Origin of the sequence: Streptomyces sp. NPDC048419, assembly GCF_043200415.1 — a bacterium.
Classification (GTDB): Bacteria; Actinomycetota; Actinomycetes; order Streptomycetales; family Streptomycetaceae; genus Streptomyces.
In genome coordinates this window covers 505,222-519,878 of record NZ_JBICXT010000003.1, presented here as the reverse complement: position 1 = coordinate 519,878, position 14,657 = coordinate 505,222, and the positions used below count along the sequence as shown (strand labels likewise).

General features: G+C 71.7%; 14 protein-coding genes. 6 read left to right on the top strand and 8 right to left on the bottom strand.

Features of this window, described 5'->3' with window-relative positions; translation table 11 throughout:
- Nucleotide 1 precedes the first annotated feature (1 nt).
- The 5 genes from ACGFYN_RS10095 to ACGFYN_RS10075 all read right to left on the bottom strand — a co-directional run bounded on the left by ACGFYN_RS10095 (nt 2) and on the right by ACGFYN_RS10075 (nt 5,445).
- Nucleotides 2-850, bottom strand: a complete 849-nt coding sequence (locus ACGFYN_RS10095; protein ID WP_393865292.1) for an SGNH/GDSL hydrolase family protein — start codon at nt 848-850, stop codon at nt 2-4.
- On the bottom strand, nt 847-2,004 hold the full coding sequence (locus tag ACGFYN_RS10090) for a glycosyltransferase (RefSeq protein ID WP_393865291.1): 1,158 nt from the start codon (nt 2,002-2,004) through the stop codon (nt 847-849). The genes ACGFYN_RS10095 and ACGFYN_RS10090 overlap by 4 nt, the downstream gene beginning before the upstream one ends.
- Complete coding sequence (locus ACGFYN_RS10085) at nt 2,001-3,146, bottom strand: glycosyltransferase family 4 protein (protein ID WP_393865290.1); 1,146 nt, start codon at nt 3,144-3,146, stop codon at nt 2,001-2,003. Before ACGFYN_RS10085 ends, ACGFYN_RS10090 begins: the two co-directional genes overlap by 4 nt.
- 186 nt (nt 3,147-3,332) lie before the next feature.
- Complete coding sequence (locus tag ACGFYN_RS10080) at nt 3,333-4,751, bottom strand: HEAT repeat domain-containing protein (protein ID WP_393865289.1); 1,419 nt, start codon at nt 4,749-4,751, stop codon at nt 3,333-3,335.
- 301 nt (nt 4,752-5,052) lie between these two features.
- The gene (locus ACGFYN_RS10075; RefSeq protein ID WP_393865288.1) at nt 5,053-5,445 is read right to left on the bottom strand and encodes an ankyrin repeat domain-containing protein; all 393 of its coding nucleotides are present in this window, start codon (nt 5,443-5,445) and stop codon (nt 5,053-5,055) included.
- 262 nt (nt 5,446-5,707) lie between these two features.
- Here ACGFYN_RS10075 and ACGFYN_RS10070 point away from each other — a divergent pair, with 262 nt between their 5' ends.
- Nucleotides 5,708-5,902, top strand: a complete 195-nt coding sequence (locus ACGFYN_RS10070; RefSeq protein WP_393865287.1) for a hypothetical protein — start codon at nt 5,708-5,710, stop codon at nt 5,900-5,902.
- Nucleotides 5,903-5,942: 40 nt separating this feature from the next.
- The gene (locus tag ACGFYN_RS10065) at nt 5,943-7,727 is read left to right on the top strand and encodes a hypothetical protein (protein WP_393865286.1); all 1,785 of its coding nucleotides are present in this window, start codon (nt 5,943-5,945) and stop codon (nt 7,725-7,727) included.
- A 12-nt stretch (nt 7,728-7,739) separates the two neighbouring features.
- On the opposite strand, the gene ACGFYN_RS10060 is transcribed toward ACGFYN_RS10065, so the two are convergent.
- On the bottom strand, nt 7,740-9,248 hold the full coding sequence (locus tag ACGFYN_RS10060; protein ID WP_393865285.1) for a PLP-dependent aminotransferase family protein: 1,509 nt from the start codon (nt 9,246-9,248) through the stop codon (nt 7,740-7,742).
- 100 nt (nt 9,249-9,348) lie between these two features.
- Here ACGFYN_RS10060 and ACGFYN_RS10055 point away from each other — a divergent pair, with 100 nt between their 5' ends.
- From ACGFYN_RS10055 to ACGFYN_RS10040, 4 genes are all read left to right on the top strand, one after another.
- The gene (locus ACGFYN_RS10055; RefSeq protein ID WP_393865284.1) at nt 9,349-10,002 is read left to right on the top strand and encodes a YitT family protein; all 654 of its coding nucleotides are present in this window, start codon (nt 9,349-9,351) and stop codon (nt 10,000-10,002) included.
- Nucleotides 9,999-10,766: a glycerophosphodiester phosphodiesterase gene (locus ACGFYN_RS10050; RefSeq protein WP_393865283.1), complete on the top strand. Its 768-nt coding sequence runs from the start codon at nt 9,999-10,001 to the stop codon at nt 10,764-10,766. Before ACGFYN_RS10055 ends, ACGFYN_RS10050 begins: the two co-directional genes overlap by 4 nt.
- A 60-nt stretch (nt 10,767-10,826) precedes the next feature.
- Entirely contained in the window at nt 10,827-12,164 is a 1,338-nt protein-coding gene (locus ACGFYN_RS10045) for an MFS transporter (RefSeq protein WP_393865282.1), read from the top strand.
- 277 nt (nt 12,165-12,441) lie between these two features.
- The gene (locus tag ACGFYN_RS10040; protein WP_003977404.1) at nt 12,442-12,816 is read left to right on the top strand and encodes an RNA polymerase-binding protein RbpA; all 375 of its coding nucleotides are present in this window, start codon (nt 12,442-12,444) and stop codon (nt 12,814-12,816) included.
- Between the two features lie 106 nt (nt 12,817-12,922).
- On the opposite strand, the gene fxsA is transcribed toward ACGFYN_RS10040, so the two are convergent.
- Both fxsA and ACGFYN_RS10030 read right to left on the bottom strand, forming a co-directional pair.
- Nucleotides 12,923-13,477 (bottom strand): FxsA family membrane protein, encoded by a 555-nt coding sequence (fxsA, locus tag ACGFYN_RS10035; RefSeq protein WP_393865281.1) that lies wholly within the window; start codon nt 13,475-13,477, stop codon nt 12,923-12,925.
- Nucleotides 13,478-13,569: 92 nt separating this feature from the next.
- A complete protein-coding gene (locus ACGFYN_RS10030; protein ID WP_393865280.1) occupies nt 13,570-14,364 on the bottom strand; it encodes a polyprenol monophosphomannose synthase in 795 nt (264 codons plus the stop codon).
- Between the last annotated feature and the right edge of the window lie 293 nt (nt 14,365-14,657).

Sequence of the window (14,657 nt, the reverse complement as noted above, 5' to 3'; positions counted from 1 at the left end):
ACTACACCGCATCGGGCTGCTCGACGACAGACACCGCGGCCAACGCGGCAGACACGGCGGCGGCCGCCCGCACATCCAGCCGCGCACTCGTCCCCCGCGCCCGGTGCCCCATCTCGTCCGCCGCCAGCCGCAGCAACTGCGGCAGCAGGTCCGTGCAGCGCCGCGCGACCCAGGCGGTCCCCGCCGTGGCCAGCCACAGCAGGCTCGCCGACGTGGTGGGCACCGGGAACTCCGGATCGGGCGAGGGCGCCGCACCGGTCGCCCGGTCCGACGCCACCAGCAGCGAGTGGAAGCGCACCGCCAGCTGCCGGTGCCCCCGCTCCCCCGGATGCAGCCGGTCCGCGCTCCACATCGCCTGGTCCATGATCCAGTCGGCCTCGGCCGCGTGCAGATGGACGGCGCCGTAGCGGTCGGACAGCGCGTGGACCACCCGGTTGACCGCCCGCTGGCGCCGGGCCAGCGGACGGGCCAGCGAACCCGGGAGGCCCAGCATCGAGCCGGGGTCGGGCAGACAGGCCGTGAGCAGGGTCGCGCCCTGCCCGGTGAAGGCGGCGTAGACCTTGTCGAGCCGTTCGGCGACGGCATGGATGTCGAAGGTGCAGCGCAGGGTGTCGTTGACGCCGATGACCACGGACGCGATGTCCGGCTTCAGTTCGAGACCGGCCGGCGTCTGGAGCTCCAGCACCTCCCGGGTCTGCGCGCCGCTCACCGCGAGGTTGGTGAACTCGGCGGAGTCCTCGGCCAGCCCGTCGGCGAGCAGCGCGGCCCAGCCGCGCCACCCGTCCCCGACGGGGTCGCCCACGCCCTCGGTCAGCGAATCCCCGAGGGAGACGAAACGCACCGGTCTCATGCCACGCTCCCGGGCACGAAGGGACGCACCGGTACCGTCGCGTCGTGCGCGGCGAGGAACGCGTCCACGGCCGTGGTCCACCCGAAGCACTCCGCACGCGCGCGTGCGGTCTCGCGCCGCTCCCGCTCGGGCAGGCCGAGCAGGATGTCGACGGCGTCCGCGAAGGCGTCCCCGTGGTCCGCCGCGACGGCTCCGGCCGACCCGATCACCTCGGGCAGCGCGGACGACGTGCTCACCACCACGGGCGTGCCGCAGGCCATCGCCTCCAGGGCGGCCAGTCCGAACGTCTCGGCGGGACCGGGCGCCAGGCACACGTCGGCGGAGGCCTGGAGGGAGCCCAGCGCGGCACGGTCGGAGACGTGTCCGAGGAAGGTGACCGGCAACCCGCGCTCACGCGCGCGCTGTTCGAGCCGCGGGCGCAGTGGCCCGTCCCCGGCCACCACCAGCACCGCCTGCCTGCCCCGCCGAAGCAGCGACTCAAGGGCGTCCAGAGCCGTGCCGGGCCGCTTCTCCACGGACAGCCGGGTGCAGGTGACGATCAGCGACTCGTCCTCGCGCGCGTACCGTGCGCGAAGCCCCGGGTCACGCAGTGCGGGATGCCGCTCCACCAGGTCGACGCCCAGGGGAGCGCGTACGACGTTGCGGGCGCCGATCCGCACGAACTCCCGCTCGGCGAACTCGGTGGTGCACACTACGCGCGCGTACGTGTGCGCGGTGCGGACGTTGAGGGCGTCGGCGGCACGCCGGGCCGCCCCTTCCGGCAGCCCCCAGGTGCGCAGCACTCCGTCGGCGGTCTCGTGGGAGACCATCACGGCGGGGACCCGGGCGCGCCGCGCCCACTTGCCGGTCCACCTGAGTGTCGTGCGGTCGGAGACCTCCAGGCGGTCGGGGGCCAGTTCCTCCAGGAGCCGGGCCACGCGCCGCTTGTCGGTGAGCACGCGGTAGCCGCCGGTGCCGGGCAGCAGCGGCCCGGGCAGGGTGATGACGCGCCCCTGCTCGGTGTCGCGGTCGTCGGCGCGCTCGCCGGGCACGATCAGCACGGGCTCGTGCCCGGCCTCCCGGAAGCCCTTGCCGAGCTCGCGCAGGGCGGTGCGCAGACCGCCGGACGAAGGGGCGACGAAGTTCGCCAGGCGCACGATCCTGAGAGAGTTCATGCCGCCACCGCCGCCTTCTGCCGTGCGGCGAGGACGTCCGCGTAGTGCCCGATCAGCTGATCGCCGACGGCCGCCCAGGTGCGGCCCTCGACGGTTGCGCGCGCGGTGTCGCCGAAGGCGGCCCGCCGGGCCGGGTCGGTCACCAGGGACAGCACGGCGTCCCGTACGGCGTCGGTGTCGCGCGGCGGCACCAGCAGACCCGTGCGCCCTTGGACGACCAGATCGAGGGGGCCTCCGACGGCGGGAGCCACCACGGCGACGCCGCTGGCCATGGCCTCCTGCACGGTCTGGCAGAAGGTCTCGAAGGGCCCGGTGTGCGCGAACACGTCCAGGGAGGCGTAGATCCGGGCGAGTTCGTCGCCGGTGCGGCGGCCGAGGAAGACCGCGCCCGGCAGCGCCTCGCCGAGGCTCGGCCGGCTCGGGCCGTCGCCCACGATCACGACCTTCACCCCTTCGAGGCCGCAGACACCGGCCAGGAGCTCGATGTGCTTCTCGGGGGCGAGGCGGCCGACGTATCCGACGATCACCTCACCGTTCGGGGCGAGTTCGCGGCGCAGGGCCTCGTCGCGCAGTTCGGGGCGGAACCGGACGGTGTCCACGCCGCGGGGCCACAGCCTGACCCTGGGCACGTCGTGGGTCTCCAGGTCACGCATCGAGGCGCTGGAGGGGGCGAGGGTGAGGTCGGCGGCGGAGTGGACGGAGCGGATACGGCGCCAGGCCGCGGCCTCACCGGCGCCCATGTAGGTACGGGCGTAACCGGCGAGGTCCGTCTGGTAGACGGCGACGGCCGGGACGCCGAGCCGGGCGGCGACCGCCATGCCGCGGACGCCGAGGACGAAGGGGCTGGCCAGGTGCACGACATCGGCCCGGTGCTCGGCGACGGCCGCGGCGAGGCGGCGGCTGGGCAGGGCGACACGGACCTGGGGATAGCCCGGGAGCGGTAGGGAGGGGACACGGACGACGGGGCACGGCGCCTGGGCGTCGGGCCCGGTTCCGGCCCGGCCGACGAGAGCGGTGCTGGCCGGAGCGACGACGAGCGGGAGGTGACCGCGATCTACGAGGTGCCGGGCGGTCTGGAGCGCGCAGTGGGCCACGCCGTTCACGTCGGGGGGAAAGGATTCGGTCACGATGACGACACGCATACCCGTGTTCTCGCCGCACCGGACGTGGCCGCGTCAACGTGGATCTTTCCGGACGAGGAACGTCCCGTGAGCGTTCCTCCGCACACCCGAGCAGGTCAGGCCGTGTCCATGACCGCCTGACCCGCGGGTCACCCGTTGTTCATCCGGCGGCCCTGCCGCCGCCCTGACGATCTGTGCGGAGCCGGCTCAAGCAACGGGTTCGTCGGGTGCGATGCGGCTTCGTACGGCCGTCTGCACTTCGGCTTCCTCGGCAGGATCGGCGGCGAGGCGGCGGAGCTGCTCCACGACGCGGGCGTCACCGGTCTCGGCGTACCGGGCGGCGACTTCACGGGTGGTCTCCTCGCAGTCCCACAGGCATTCGACGGCGAAGCCGGCCGGGAAGGAGGGATCGGTGGCGGCCAGGGCTCGGGCGGCCCGGCCGCGGAGATGGGACGAGGCCGTCTCGCGGTAGATGTGGCGCAGGACGGGAGCGGCGCAGACGATGCCGAGGCGCCCGGTGCCGTCGACGAGGGTCCACAGGGTCGGGGCGTCCGGCCCTTCGCCCCGTACGGCTTCGCGCAGTGCGGCGAGGACCAGGTCCTTGTCCTCGACACCGCCCCGGCAGGAGAGCATGCGGCCGGCGGAGGCGCCGAGGGCGTCGGGCCGGCGGGCCCAGCCGCGGGACCGGTCGACGGCGGCGACGCTGCGCATCCGTTCGAAGGCGTCCACGGCGGCCTCCACCACTGCGGACGAGCCGGTCGCCACGGCCGCCTCGATCAGGTCGAGGGCGTCCGGATCATTGCCGTCGGCGAGGTAGCGCAGTGCGGTGCAGCGGGCTCCGTCACTGCCTTCCTTGGCGGCCCGCACGATCTCGGCACGGTCCTCGGGGCCGGCCACGGCCGTGAGGCAGCGGGCGGCCGGGACGTGCAGCGCGGCACCGCGCTCGACGCCCTGCTGGGCCCACTCGAACACGGCCTGCACGCTCCACCCCGGACGGGGCCCGGTAGGTCGCATCTGCCGCTGCCAGCGGTCGAAACAGCCGGTCTCCTGAGCGGCACGCACGCGCGTGGCGATCGATTCGCGCGGATCCTCGGCCCACAGCCGCCACGGCCGGGGCTCGAAGGCGTCGCGTACGACGGCGGCCAGTTCGGCCTCGCCCTCGGGGTCGGTGGCGAAACGGGCCAGCACGGGCGCGGCCAGGGCGCGCAGCCCCGCGTCGTCGTCCCTGAGGGCCAGCTCGTCCAGGGCCCAGGCCCAGTTGGAGCCGGAGGCCGCGTACCTGCGCAGCAGCCCCAGCGCGTCCAGCCTGCCGTAGGAGGCGAGATGGCCGAGGACGGCGAGGGCCAGGCCGGTGCGGGACTCCTCGGTGTCGAAGACGTCCTCGACGTCGAAGAGGTGCGCCTCGATCTCGTCCAGCTCGCCGTTCAGGTCGAGGTAGAGACGGGCGTAGTAGAGGGAGCGGTTCTCCACCTGCCAGTCGTGGCGGGGGTCGCGGAGCACACAGTGGTTCAGTGCCGCGAGCGCCTCGGCGCGCGGTGCGGTGAGTGCGTGCAGCGTGCCGTCGCCACGCCCCCTCTGCAGGAGGCCGAGCAGGGTACCGCTGGGCGCTATGACCGGATCGAACATGGGAAACAGCCTCACATCAAGCGTCGACGCAACCGGGGAACACGCATTACCTGGCCGCGTGACACAACGTCGGGGCGCCCGCCGTCTCTTGCTTGCTGTAGACCATCTTCCTCTGCCTCTCGTCAGTGGCCCTCGCGGACCGCATCACGGTCCGCGCGGTGCGGCAACACCTGCCCAGCCATCGCGTCCGTAAAGCACGACGTCATGATGACCCGGCACTTCGGCCTGCCGCGACCGAAATTTCGGCGGCCCTGTACCGCCTCCCCCGTTCTTTGTGTTTTAGCTGGTCAGAACATGCGGATCAGTGTGCGCCGAACAAGTCGAGCAGTTCCGCCTTGCCGAACATACGCGCCGTGTCGACGGCCGACGGGGTGCCCGCGGCCGGATCTGCACCACCCTCGAGGAGGGCCTTGATCACTTCCGACTCACCCTTGAAGACGGCTCCGGCGAGCGGGGTCTGGCCCCGGTCGTTGATCCGGTCGCCCTCCGCGCCGCGGGCGAGCAGGGCCCGCACCGCGTCGGCGTGCCCGTGGTACGCCGCGAGCATCACGAGCGAGTCCCCGCGGTCGTTGGTGAGGTTGGCCGGAACACCCGCGTCCACGTAGGCCACGAGCTCCTCGGTCCGTCCCTGCCTGGCCAGATCGAAGATCTTGGTCGCCAGCTCCACGACCTCGGGGTCGAGGGCTTCACTCATCGGCAGGACCGCCTTCCGTACAACCGTTCAGGTGAATCGCCAGGGTACTGGCTCCGGCGGCACATGAGCCGCTTCACAAGAGGTAAGGATCAGCACAGAACGGACTGAATGCACGAAAACGCCTCGGCCCGTGCATGACGGCACGGCCATCCGAGGGAAAAACACCGGGATCCACCCAATTGCACCTTTTATAGTATGGATACATGCTGTGATCCTGGAAGTACTCATGGTGACTGTCCCCCCGTGAACCAGGAGAACTCAAATGATCTTGTCCATCTCCGGCGTAGTCCTGCTCGGCGTCATCGTCTTCGTCTTCTTCCGCAAGGACGGCCTGAAGGCGTCCCACGCCCTGGTCTCGACCCTGTTCGGCTTCTACCTCTCGAGCACAGTCATCGGACCGAGCATCAAGGCCGGAGGCGAGAGCCTGGCGAGCCTCCTCGGCGGCATCAAGTTCTGACGCCGTCCCCTCCGCCCGTACGCACCGCGAGGAGACATCAGTGGTTCGGCGCCCCCTCCCCCGCATCTTGACCACCGGCAGCGCACAGATCGCCCGCAGCCGGAAGCTGGCCCGGACGGCGGCCGAGAGTGCCACCGATGTCCTCCACCCGGTGATCTCGATCATCCGCGGTCTGCGCCGGCTGGCGGCAGCCGGGCGGCGCAAGTGGGCCGACACACCCAAGGACCGGCGTGGGCCGCTGATGTTCCTTGTGGCCTCGGTGGTCCTGGTCGTGGCACTGGTGCCGTACGGTCCGTTGCTCGCCGTAATTACCTTGATGGCGGCGGCAGCCTGGCAGGGCAGGGAGCAGCGCAGGCCGGCGGAGCCCGAAGGGCCCGACGAATCCCAGTCCCAGCGCCTGAAATCGCTGTACGAGGCCCTGGTCCCGTACTTCTCGCTCGCGGGTGACCCCTCCCCCCTCTACGCCCACGGCGGCGAGTGGGAGGAGGCGTTCCCCGAGTACGAGTTCGACGGGGCCGGGCGCATCACCCACCTCGTGATCCGCTACCCGGCGTACTTCACCGACGGTGAGATCGACTCCCGCAGCCGCATCGAGCAGTTGCTGCACGCCAAGTCGGGCCGCGGCCGCGAATACCACTTCGCGTGGGACGAGGAAGGCAACCGGCTCACCGTCACGGTCCTGTCCCCGCTACCCACCGACATCGCAGCCCAGCGATTCGTGACGGCGCCGGGCGAGACGGTCCTCGGCTTCACCGACCCCACCCAGGTCCGGCGCACGCTTCCTCTCACCCACGGAGAGGAGCAGCGCGACGTCCCACCGGTCGTCTGGCGCACCGGCGTCCGCTCCACCGAGCCGCACCTGCTGGTCATGGGCCAGCCGGGCAGCGGCACCACGTCCCTGCTGCGCTGCATCGCCCTCCAGGCGCTGCAGCACGGCGACGTGGTGATCATCGAGGGCGGCACCGGCGAGTACGCGTGCCTGACCGGCCGGGAGGGCGTGCTGGCCGTCGAGTGCGGTCTGGCCGGGGCTCTCGCGACCCTGGAGTGGGCCACCAACGAGACGGAGCGCCGGCTCATCGCCGCCAACCGCGCCCGCCAGGCCGGGCACCCGCCACCGGAGGACACCAGGCGTCCTCTGTGGATCCTCCTGGACCGCCCGAGCGCGTTCGCCCACCTCGCCGCCGCGGACGGCAGCAAGGACCCGCAGTCCCTGCTCCAGGTCCCGCTCCGGCACGGTCGCGCGGCGAATGTGACGGTCGTGGTGGCCGACCAGTTCGACAACGCGGACGCACTGAGCGACGCCGTACGGCAGCACACACGCGCGCGTGTCGTCCTCGGCCCCGCCACGGCCGAGCAGCTGGCGGGCGTCCTCGGCGCCCTGCCGGCCACGACGCCGGCCGTCGACGTCCCGCCCGGCCGCGGTTACGCCCGCCTCGGCGCCGGCTCCGTGCACCGGCTGCAGGTCCCGTCGACCCCGGACCCCTACGACGACGAGACGAGCGACGCGGACCGCGCGGCGGTGCTGGCACTGCTTCCGCCGCGGACGACGCCGGTCGAGGCGGAGCGGATCGATTCCGGGCGCGTCGACTGCGATCCCGCCGAGGCCGAACCCCTCGACACGGACCCGGTCGAGGCCGAACCGGCCGAGACCCGCCCCGTCACCATGGAGAAGACACCCGCCCACACGAACGCCGGCATGGACGGCGGCATGGACGGCGGCATGGACGGCGACATGGCCGTCGATATGGACAAGGAGCCGGTCGACGAGGAGCAGTCCAGGGCGGAGCCGGTGTCCGCGAAAGCCGTGGTGGCAGAGGCGCCGTAGGGCTCCCGCCCGCTACGCCACGAACGTGCGCGGCGTCTCCCCGCCCCCCGTCGCCCCGCTCTCCACCAGCCGCGCCGCCGCGGCCAGGCGCACCGCCGCCTCCTCGGCGACCGCGCCCCCCACGGTGAACGGCAGCCGCACGTACCCCTCGAAGGCACCGTCGACCCCGAATCGCGGCCCCGAAGGCACCCGCACTCCGACCCGCTCCCCCACCTCGGCGAGCCGCGAGCCGGACAGGCCGCCCGTCCGCACCCACAGGGTCAGCCCGCCCTTGGGCACCTCGAACTCCCAGTCGGGCAGCTCCCGCCGAACGGCGGTGATCAGCGCGTCCCGGTTCTCCCGCGCCTGACTGCGCCGCACCTCGACGGCCTGCTCCCAGCCGCCCGTGCTGAACAGCCAGTTCACGGCGAGCTGTTCCAGCACCGGGGTGCCCAGATCGGCGTACGCGCGCGCGGCGACCAGGCTGCGGATCACGTCGGGTGCCGCCCGCACCCAGCCGATGCGCATCCCCGCCCAGAAGGCCTTGCTGGCCGACCCGACGGTGATGACGCTGGACCCGGCGGGGTCGAAGGCGCACACGGGCCTCGGCATCGTCCCCTCGTCGAGGTCCTCGTCCAGCCACAGTTCGCTCATCGTCTCGTCGGCGATCAGCACCGTCCCGGCCGAGCGGACCGCCTCCACCAGCTGCCGCCGCTGGCCGTCGTCGGCGAGCGCGCCGGTCGGGTTGTGGAAGTCGGCGACGATGTACGCGATCCGGGGCGCGGCGTCCCGCAGCACCTGCCGCCACCGGTCCAGGTCCCACCCGGTCAGCCCCTCGGCCATCGCCACCGGCACCAGCCGCGCGCCCGCCTCACGCATCAGCTGAAGGATGTTGGCGTACGACGGCGACTCGACGGCGACGCGCTCGCCACGGCCCGCGAAGAGGTGGCAGATCGCGTCGATGGCCCCCATGGCACCCGTGGTCACCATGATCTGCTCGGGCATCGTGGGGATCCCGCGCGCGGTGTACCGGTCGGCGATCATCGCGCGCAGCGCGGGGAGCCCGGCCGGATAGTCGCCGTGCGTGTGGGCGTACGGCGGCAGCTCCTCCAGGGCGCCCTGGACGGCGCGGGTCAGCCACGGCTCGGGCGCGGGAAGGGCGGCGCAGCCCAGGTCGATCATCGAGCCCAGGGCCTCGGGCGGCAGGGGCTCCAACCCGCGCGCGGGCAGCGGGTTTCCGGCCGGTACGGCGGTCCAGCTGCCGGCGCCGCGCCGGGACTCCAGGAAGCCCTCGGTGCGCAGCGCCTCGTAGGCGGCGGCGACCGTCGTACGGCTGACGGACAGGGCCAGCGCCAGCTCGCGTTCGGCGGGCAGCCGGGCGGCCACCGGGACGCGGCCCTCCAGCACCAGCAGCCGGATGCCGTCGGCCAGCGCGCGGTAGGCGGGCGGACGGCGCGTGCCGGGCCCCGCCGGCCGGTCCTGCTGGGAGTTGAGCAGCCTGGCCAGCTGCGCCGCACCCATCGCCGAGGTCCACTGCGCCATGGAAATCAGTCCACCTTCCACGAATTGGCCCTGGATGACACTTCCACCCAAGCCACAGGGTGACATGAGTCAGGCCACTGAGACCACTGGGGGGTAACTCTTGTCCACGAAGGGCCGTCTCGGGCGGCGGTTGATCCAGCTGTACGCCGGCCTGGTGCTGTACGGGGCGAGTTCCGCGCTCCTGGTCGAGGCGGGCCTCGGCCTCGAGCCCTGGAACGTCCTGCACCAGGGCCTCGCCGAGCTCACCGGCCTCACCATCGGCGTCGTGTCGATCATCGTGGGCGCGGCCGTGCTGCTCCTGTGGATCCCGCTGCGCCAGCGTCCGGGCCTCGGCACGGTCTCCAACGTCTTCGTGGTCGGCCTCGCCATGGACGGCACGCTGGCCCTCGTCCCGGACGTGCACTCCCTGGCCGTACGGATCCCGCTCCTCCTGGCCGGCATCCTGCTCAACGGCGCGGCCACCGGGCTCTACATCGCCGCCAGCTTCGGGCCGGGTCCGCGGGACGGGCTGATGACCGGTCTGCACCGGCGCACCGGCCGTTCGATCCGCCTGATGCGGACGGCGGTCGAGGTGGCGGTGGTCGCGACGGGCTTCGCCCTCGGCGGCACCGTGGGCATCGGCACGGTCCTGTACGCGATGTGCATCGGTCCGCTCGCCCAGCTCTTCCTGCGGGTGTTCGACGTCCCGTCGGCATCCGGCGGCAGCACGGTCGTTGCCGCGGGGCAACCGCAGGGAGCGATACTGCGTCCGTGACCTCGCGGATACGCCACCCCTATCTCGACCATCCCGGCCCGATCGCCTTCGCCCACCGGGGCGGAGCCGCGGACGGCCTGGAGAACACCGCGCTGCAGTTCCGGCGGGCGGTGGACACCGGCTACCGCTACATCGAGACCGACGTCCACACGACGTCGGACGGCAAGCTGGTCGCCTTCCACGACGTGAGCCTGGACCGGGTGACCGACGGCTCGGGGCGCATAGCGGACCTGCCGTGGAAGACCGTGAGCCAGGCGCGCGTGGCGGGCAGGGAACCGGTGCCGCTGTTCGAGGAGTTGCTCGAGACCTTCCCCGAGGTGCACTGGAACGTCGACCTCAAGGCGGAGGCCTCGCTGCACCCCTTCCTGGACCTGATGGAGCGCACGCGCGCGTGGGACCGGATCTGCGTCGGCTCGTTCTCCGAGGCGCGGGTGATGCGCGCCCAGCGTCTGGCGGGCCCGCGCCTTGCGACCTCGTACGGCACACGTGGCGTGCTCAACCTGCGGCTTCGCTCCTGGGGCGTCCCGGCCGCGCTGCGCGCCTCCGCGGTCGCGGCCCAGGTGCCCGAGTCGCAGTCCGGCATCCAGGTCGTCGACCACCGCTTCGTGCGCGCCGCCCACGCGCGCGGGCTCCAGGTGCACGTGTGGACCATCAACGAACCCGAGCGCATGCACCGGCTCCTGGACCTGGGCGTGGATGGCATCATGACCGATCACATCGACACGTTGCGCAAGGTCATGGAAGAACGCGGCGTCTGGGTCTGACGCCCGGCGCGCCTCCCCCGAGCCTTCGCACGGCACTTCAGCGGGGAAGCGAGGGCACGGGTGAGCGCCGACACCGTGCGGACTGACGTCTTCGACCGGAAGCGCGAACAGCGCGGCTGGTACTTCTACGACTGGGCCTGCTCCGTCTACTCGACGAGCGTGCTCACCGTGTTCCTCGGCCCCTACCTGACGTCGGTGGCCAAGTCGGCGGCGGACGCGGACGGGTACGTCCACCCCCTGGGCATCCCGGTGCGCGCCGGTTCCTTCTTCGCGTACTCGGTCTCCCTGTCGGTGATCGTGGCCGTGCTCGTGATGCCCATGGTGGGCGCGGCCGCGGACCGCACCGGGCGCAAGAAGCCCCTGCTCGGGATCACGGCCTATGTGGGGGCCGCGGCGACGACAGGGATGTTCTTCCTCGACGGCGACCGCTATCTGCTCGGCGGCCTGCTGCTGATCGTCGCGAACGCGGCCCAGTCCGTCGGGATGATGCTCTACAACTCCTACCTGCCCCAGATCGCCCCGCCCGAGGAACGCGACGCCGTCTCCTCCCGGGGCTGGGCCTTCGGGTACGCGGCGGGATCGCTGGTCCTGATCGCCAACCTGGTGCTGTACCTGGCGCACGACTCCTTCGGCGTCTCCGAGACCACGGCCGTCCGCATCTGCCTGGCCGCCGCCGGCCTGTGGTGGGGCGCCTTCACGCTCATCCCGCTGCGCCGGCTGCGGGACCGCGGCTCCGCCGGACCGAAGCAGGCGACCGCTCCCGGGCTGCGCCAACTGGCCGCCACCGTCCGCGACATGCGCCGCCACCCGCTGACCCTCGCCTTCCTGCTGGCGTACCTCATCTACAACGACGGCATCCAGACGGTGATCTCCCAGGCGTCGATCTACGGCTCCGAGGAGCTGGGGCTCGGGCAGTCGACCCTCATCGGCGCCGTCCTGCTGGTCCAGGTGCTGGCGGTCGCGGGCGCCCTGGGGATGGGCCGGCTGGCCCGGACGTACGGGGCCAAGCGCACGATCCTCGGTTCCCTGGTGGCCTGGACGGTGACGCTGGCGGCCGGGTACTTCCTGCCGCCCGGGGTGCCGGTGTGGTTCTTCGTCCTGGCGTCCGGGATCGGTCTAGTGCTCGGCGGCAGCCAGGCTCTGTCCCGATCCCTGTTCTCGCATCTGGTCCCGCCCGGCAAGGAGGCCGAGTACTTCTCGGCATACGAGATGAGCGACCGGGGCATGAGCTGGCTCGGACCCCTGCTGTTCGGGATCACCTACCAGCTGACCGGAAGTTACCGTGACGCCATCATCTCGCTCGTGGCCTTCTTCATCATCGGTTTCGCCCTGCTCGCACGGGTACCCGTGCGCCAGGCGATCTCCGAGGCGGGCAATCCGGTCCCGGACACGATTTAGCGCTCACGGCGAAAGGCTGTAGTGTACGCGTTTGGCCTGCCAGGCGTACCGTTACTGCGCGTCAAAGATGCCGAAACGCTGGGTGACATCTGCTAGCAGATGTGACAAACCGGGCGCCGGTGGGTACGACATTGGTCAGCAAGGCTGCGGCTACGACGGCGACGCATGACCCGAAACGGGACACGGGACGGGAATCTTTACCGCCGACCGGACGTTGACCGGATGACGACGACAGCGACACCTGTCCTGTGGGCGACAAGCCCGGGAGGCACGATTCATGAGTGAGCGAGCTCTTCGCGGCACGCGCCTCGTGGTGACCAGCTACGAGACGGACCGCGGCATCGACCTGGCCCCGCGCCAGGCCGTGGAGTACGCATGCGAGAAGGGGCACCGCTTCGAGATGCCCTTCTCGGTCGAGGCGGAGATTCCGCCGGAGTGGGAGTGCAAGGTCTGCGGAGCCCAGGCACTCCTCGTGGACGGCGACGGCCCTGAGGAAAAGAAGGCCAAGCCCGCGCGTACGCATTGGGACATGTTGATGGAACGGCGTACCCGCGAGGAACTTGAAGAGGTCCTCGAGGAGCGCCTGGCCGTTCTCCGTTCGGGCGCGATGAACATCGCGGTCCACCCGAGGGACAGCCGCAAGTCGGCTTAGTTCCCGCCGGGGGCCGAGCGGCGGACCAACAGCACGCAAGAGACTGCGGGCGTCCACGTGGATTCATCCACGTGGACGCCCGCAGTCGTATGCCGTACGGCGGTGATCAGCGCGTCAGCGGCGGCCGCGGGCCCTGCGAGGTGTCCCCGGGCTCGTCCCGGACGACCTCGCCCTGGACGACCTTGCCGTCGGGGCGGTGGATGCGCGCCTGCTGGAAGGCATCGCCGAATCCGCCCGGCGCGGCCTCGCGCAGCTTGCGGTCGAGGGTGCGCTCGGTGAGGCGGCTCAGCGTCTTCTGGACCGGGGGGATCAGCAGGAGCAGACCCACCACGTCCGAGATCAGGCCCGGGATCATCAGCAGCAGACCGCCGAGCATCATCAGGCCGTTGCCACCGCTGCTCTGCGGGGTGCCGCCGCGCTGCAGCGCTTCGTTGAGGTTCTGGAAGGCGCGGCGGCCCGCCTTCTTGATCACCGCCGCGCCGGCCACGAAGCCGGCGAGCAGCAGCAGGAAGACGGTGAATCCGCTCGACGCGCCCGCGACCACGGTCAGCAGCCAGATCTCCAGCACCAGCCAGGCCGCGACACCCAGCGGAAGGAAGGTCCGCAGCCGGGAGCGCTTGGGCCGGGCGGGATGTATGGGGGTCGGAGCACCAGTCGTCATGCATCCAGTGTGCCTGGGCCCGGCTCAGTGCGGGATAAGTGAATGATCAACCGATTTTGTGAAACCGCAGGCGGGCCTCTTCCGGCTGTCGGTCAGGCCTTCTTGCCGCGGCCGGTGATCTTGTCGACCCGCTCCCCCACGCCCCACGCCGTGACCCGCCACAGAGCCTCGACAAGGATGTCCCGGCTCATCTTGGAGTCGCCGAGTTCGCGCTCGACGAAGGTGATGGGCACCTCGACGACGTGGTAGCCGGCCTTGACCGAGCGGCGGGCGAGGTCGACCTGGAAGCAGTAGCCCTGGGAGGCGACCTGGTCGAGGCCGAGGCCCTCCAGCGTCTCGCGGCGGAAGGCGCGGTAACCGCCGGTGATGTCGCGCAGCGGCAGGTCGAGGGCGAGGCGCGAGTACAGGCTGCCGCCACGGGAGATGATCTCGCGGCTCTTGGGCCAGTTCACCACCCGGCCGCCGGGCACCCAGCGGGAGCCGAGGACCAGGTCGGCGCTCTTGAGCGCGGTGAGCAGGCGGGGCAGCTCCTCCGGCTGGTGGGAGCCGTCGGCGTCCATCTCGACGAGCACGCCGTAACCGTTCTCCAGGCCCCAGCGGAAGCCCGCGAGGTAGGCGGCGCCGAGGCCTTCCTTGCCCTTGCGGTGCAGCACCTGGACGTGATCGTCCCCGACCGCCAGTTCGTCCGCGAGCTTGCCCGTACCGTCGGGGCTGTTGTCGTCGGCCACGAGGACGTGCGCCTCGGGGACGGCCTCGCGCACCCGGCCGACGATGGACTTGATGTTCTCCGCCTCGTTGTAGGTCGGAATGATCACCAAGGCCGTGCCGAGCGGGCCGAACTGCCGCCCCTGGGACTGTGCCGCGAGGGTCCCGTCACCGTCGTTCACTACTGCCCCTTCATGTCCGTCGCAGAGGTCCACCATAGTGGCCACGGCCTGCGATGACGTGACAGCCCGTTCGTATCGTGGTGTCGATTCCACAAGAGCGGGGTAAGAACGCGTATTCGGGCTGGTTTGCGCCTACGGATGGGGGCCCGGCGCCCTTCGGGCCGACCTGGGATCCGCTGGCTGCGGATCGACCGAAAGCCGTTGTCTACTGAGCGCCCGGGCCCCACCCGGGTCACACCTCCCCGGCCGGCCGGAACGTTCCCTCGTCGCGCGCGGGCGCTGAGCCTGGCTCC

Excerpts from the sequence above, each read along its gene's own strand:
- ACGFYN_RS10095 (WP_393865292.1), bottom strand. The coding sequence starts at position 850 with ATGAGACCGGTGCGTTTCGTCTCCCTCGGGGATTCGCTGACCGAGGGC.
- ACGFYN_RS10090 (WP_393865291.1), bottom strand. The coding sequence starts at position 2,004 with ATGAACTCTCTCAGGATCGTGCGCCTGGCGAACTTCGTCGCCCCTTCG.
- ACGFYN_RS10085 (WP_393865290.1), bottom strand. The coding sequence starts at position 3,146 with ATGCGTGTCGTCATCGTGACCGAATCCTTTCCCCCCGACGTGAACGGC.
- ACGFYN_RS10080 (WP_393865289.1), bottom strand. The coding sequence starts at position 4,751 with ATGTTCGATCCGGTCATAGCGCCCAGCGGTACCCTGCTCGGCCTCCTG.
- ACGFYN_RS10075 (WP_393865288.1), bottom strand. The coding sequence starts at position 5,445 with ATGAGTGAAGCCCTCGACCCCGAGGTCGTGGAGCTGGCGACCAAGATC.
- ACGFYN_RS10070 (WP_393865287.1), top strand. The coding sequence starts at position 5,708 with ATGATCTTGTCCATCTCCGGCGTAGTCCTGCTCGGCGTCATCGTCTTC.
- ACGFYN_RS10060 (WP_393865285.1), bottom strand. The coding sequence starts at position 9,248 with ATGGCGCAGTGGACCTCGGCGATGGGTGCGGCGCAGCTGGCCAGGCTG.
- ACGFYN_RS10040 (WP_003977404.1), top strand. The coding sequence starts at position 12,442 with ATGAGTGAGCGAGCTCTTCGCGGCACGCGCCTCGTGGTGACCAGCTAC.
- fxsA (WP_393865281.1), bottom strand. The coding sequence starts at position 13,477 with ATGACGACTGGTGCTCCGACCCCCATACATCCCGCCCGGCCCAAGCGC.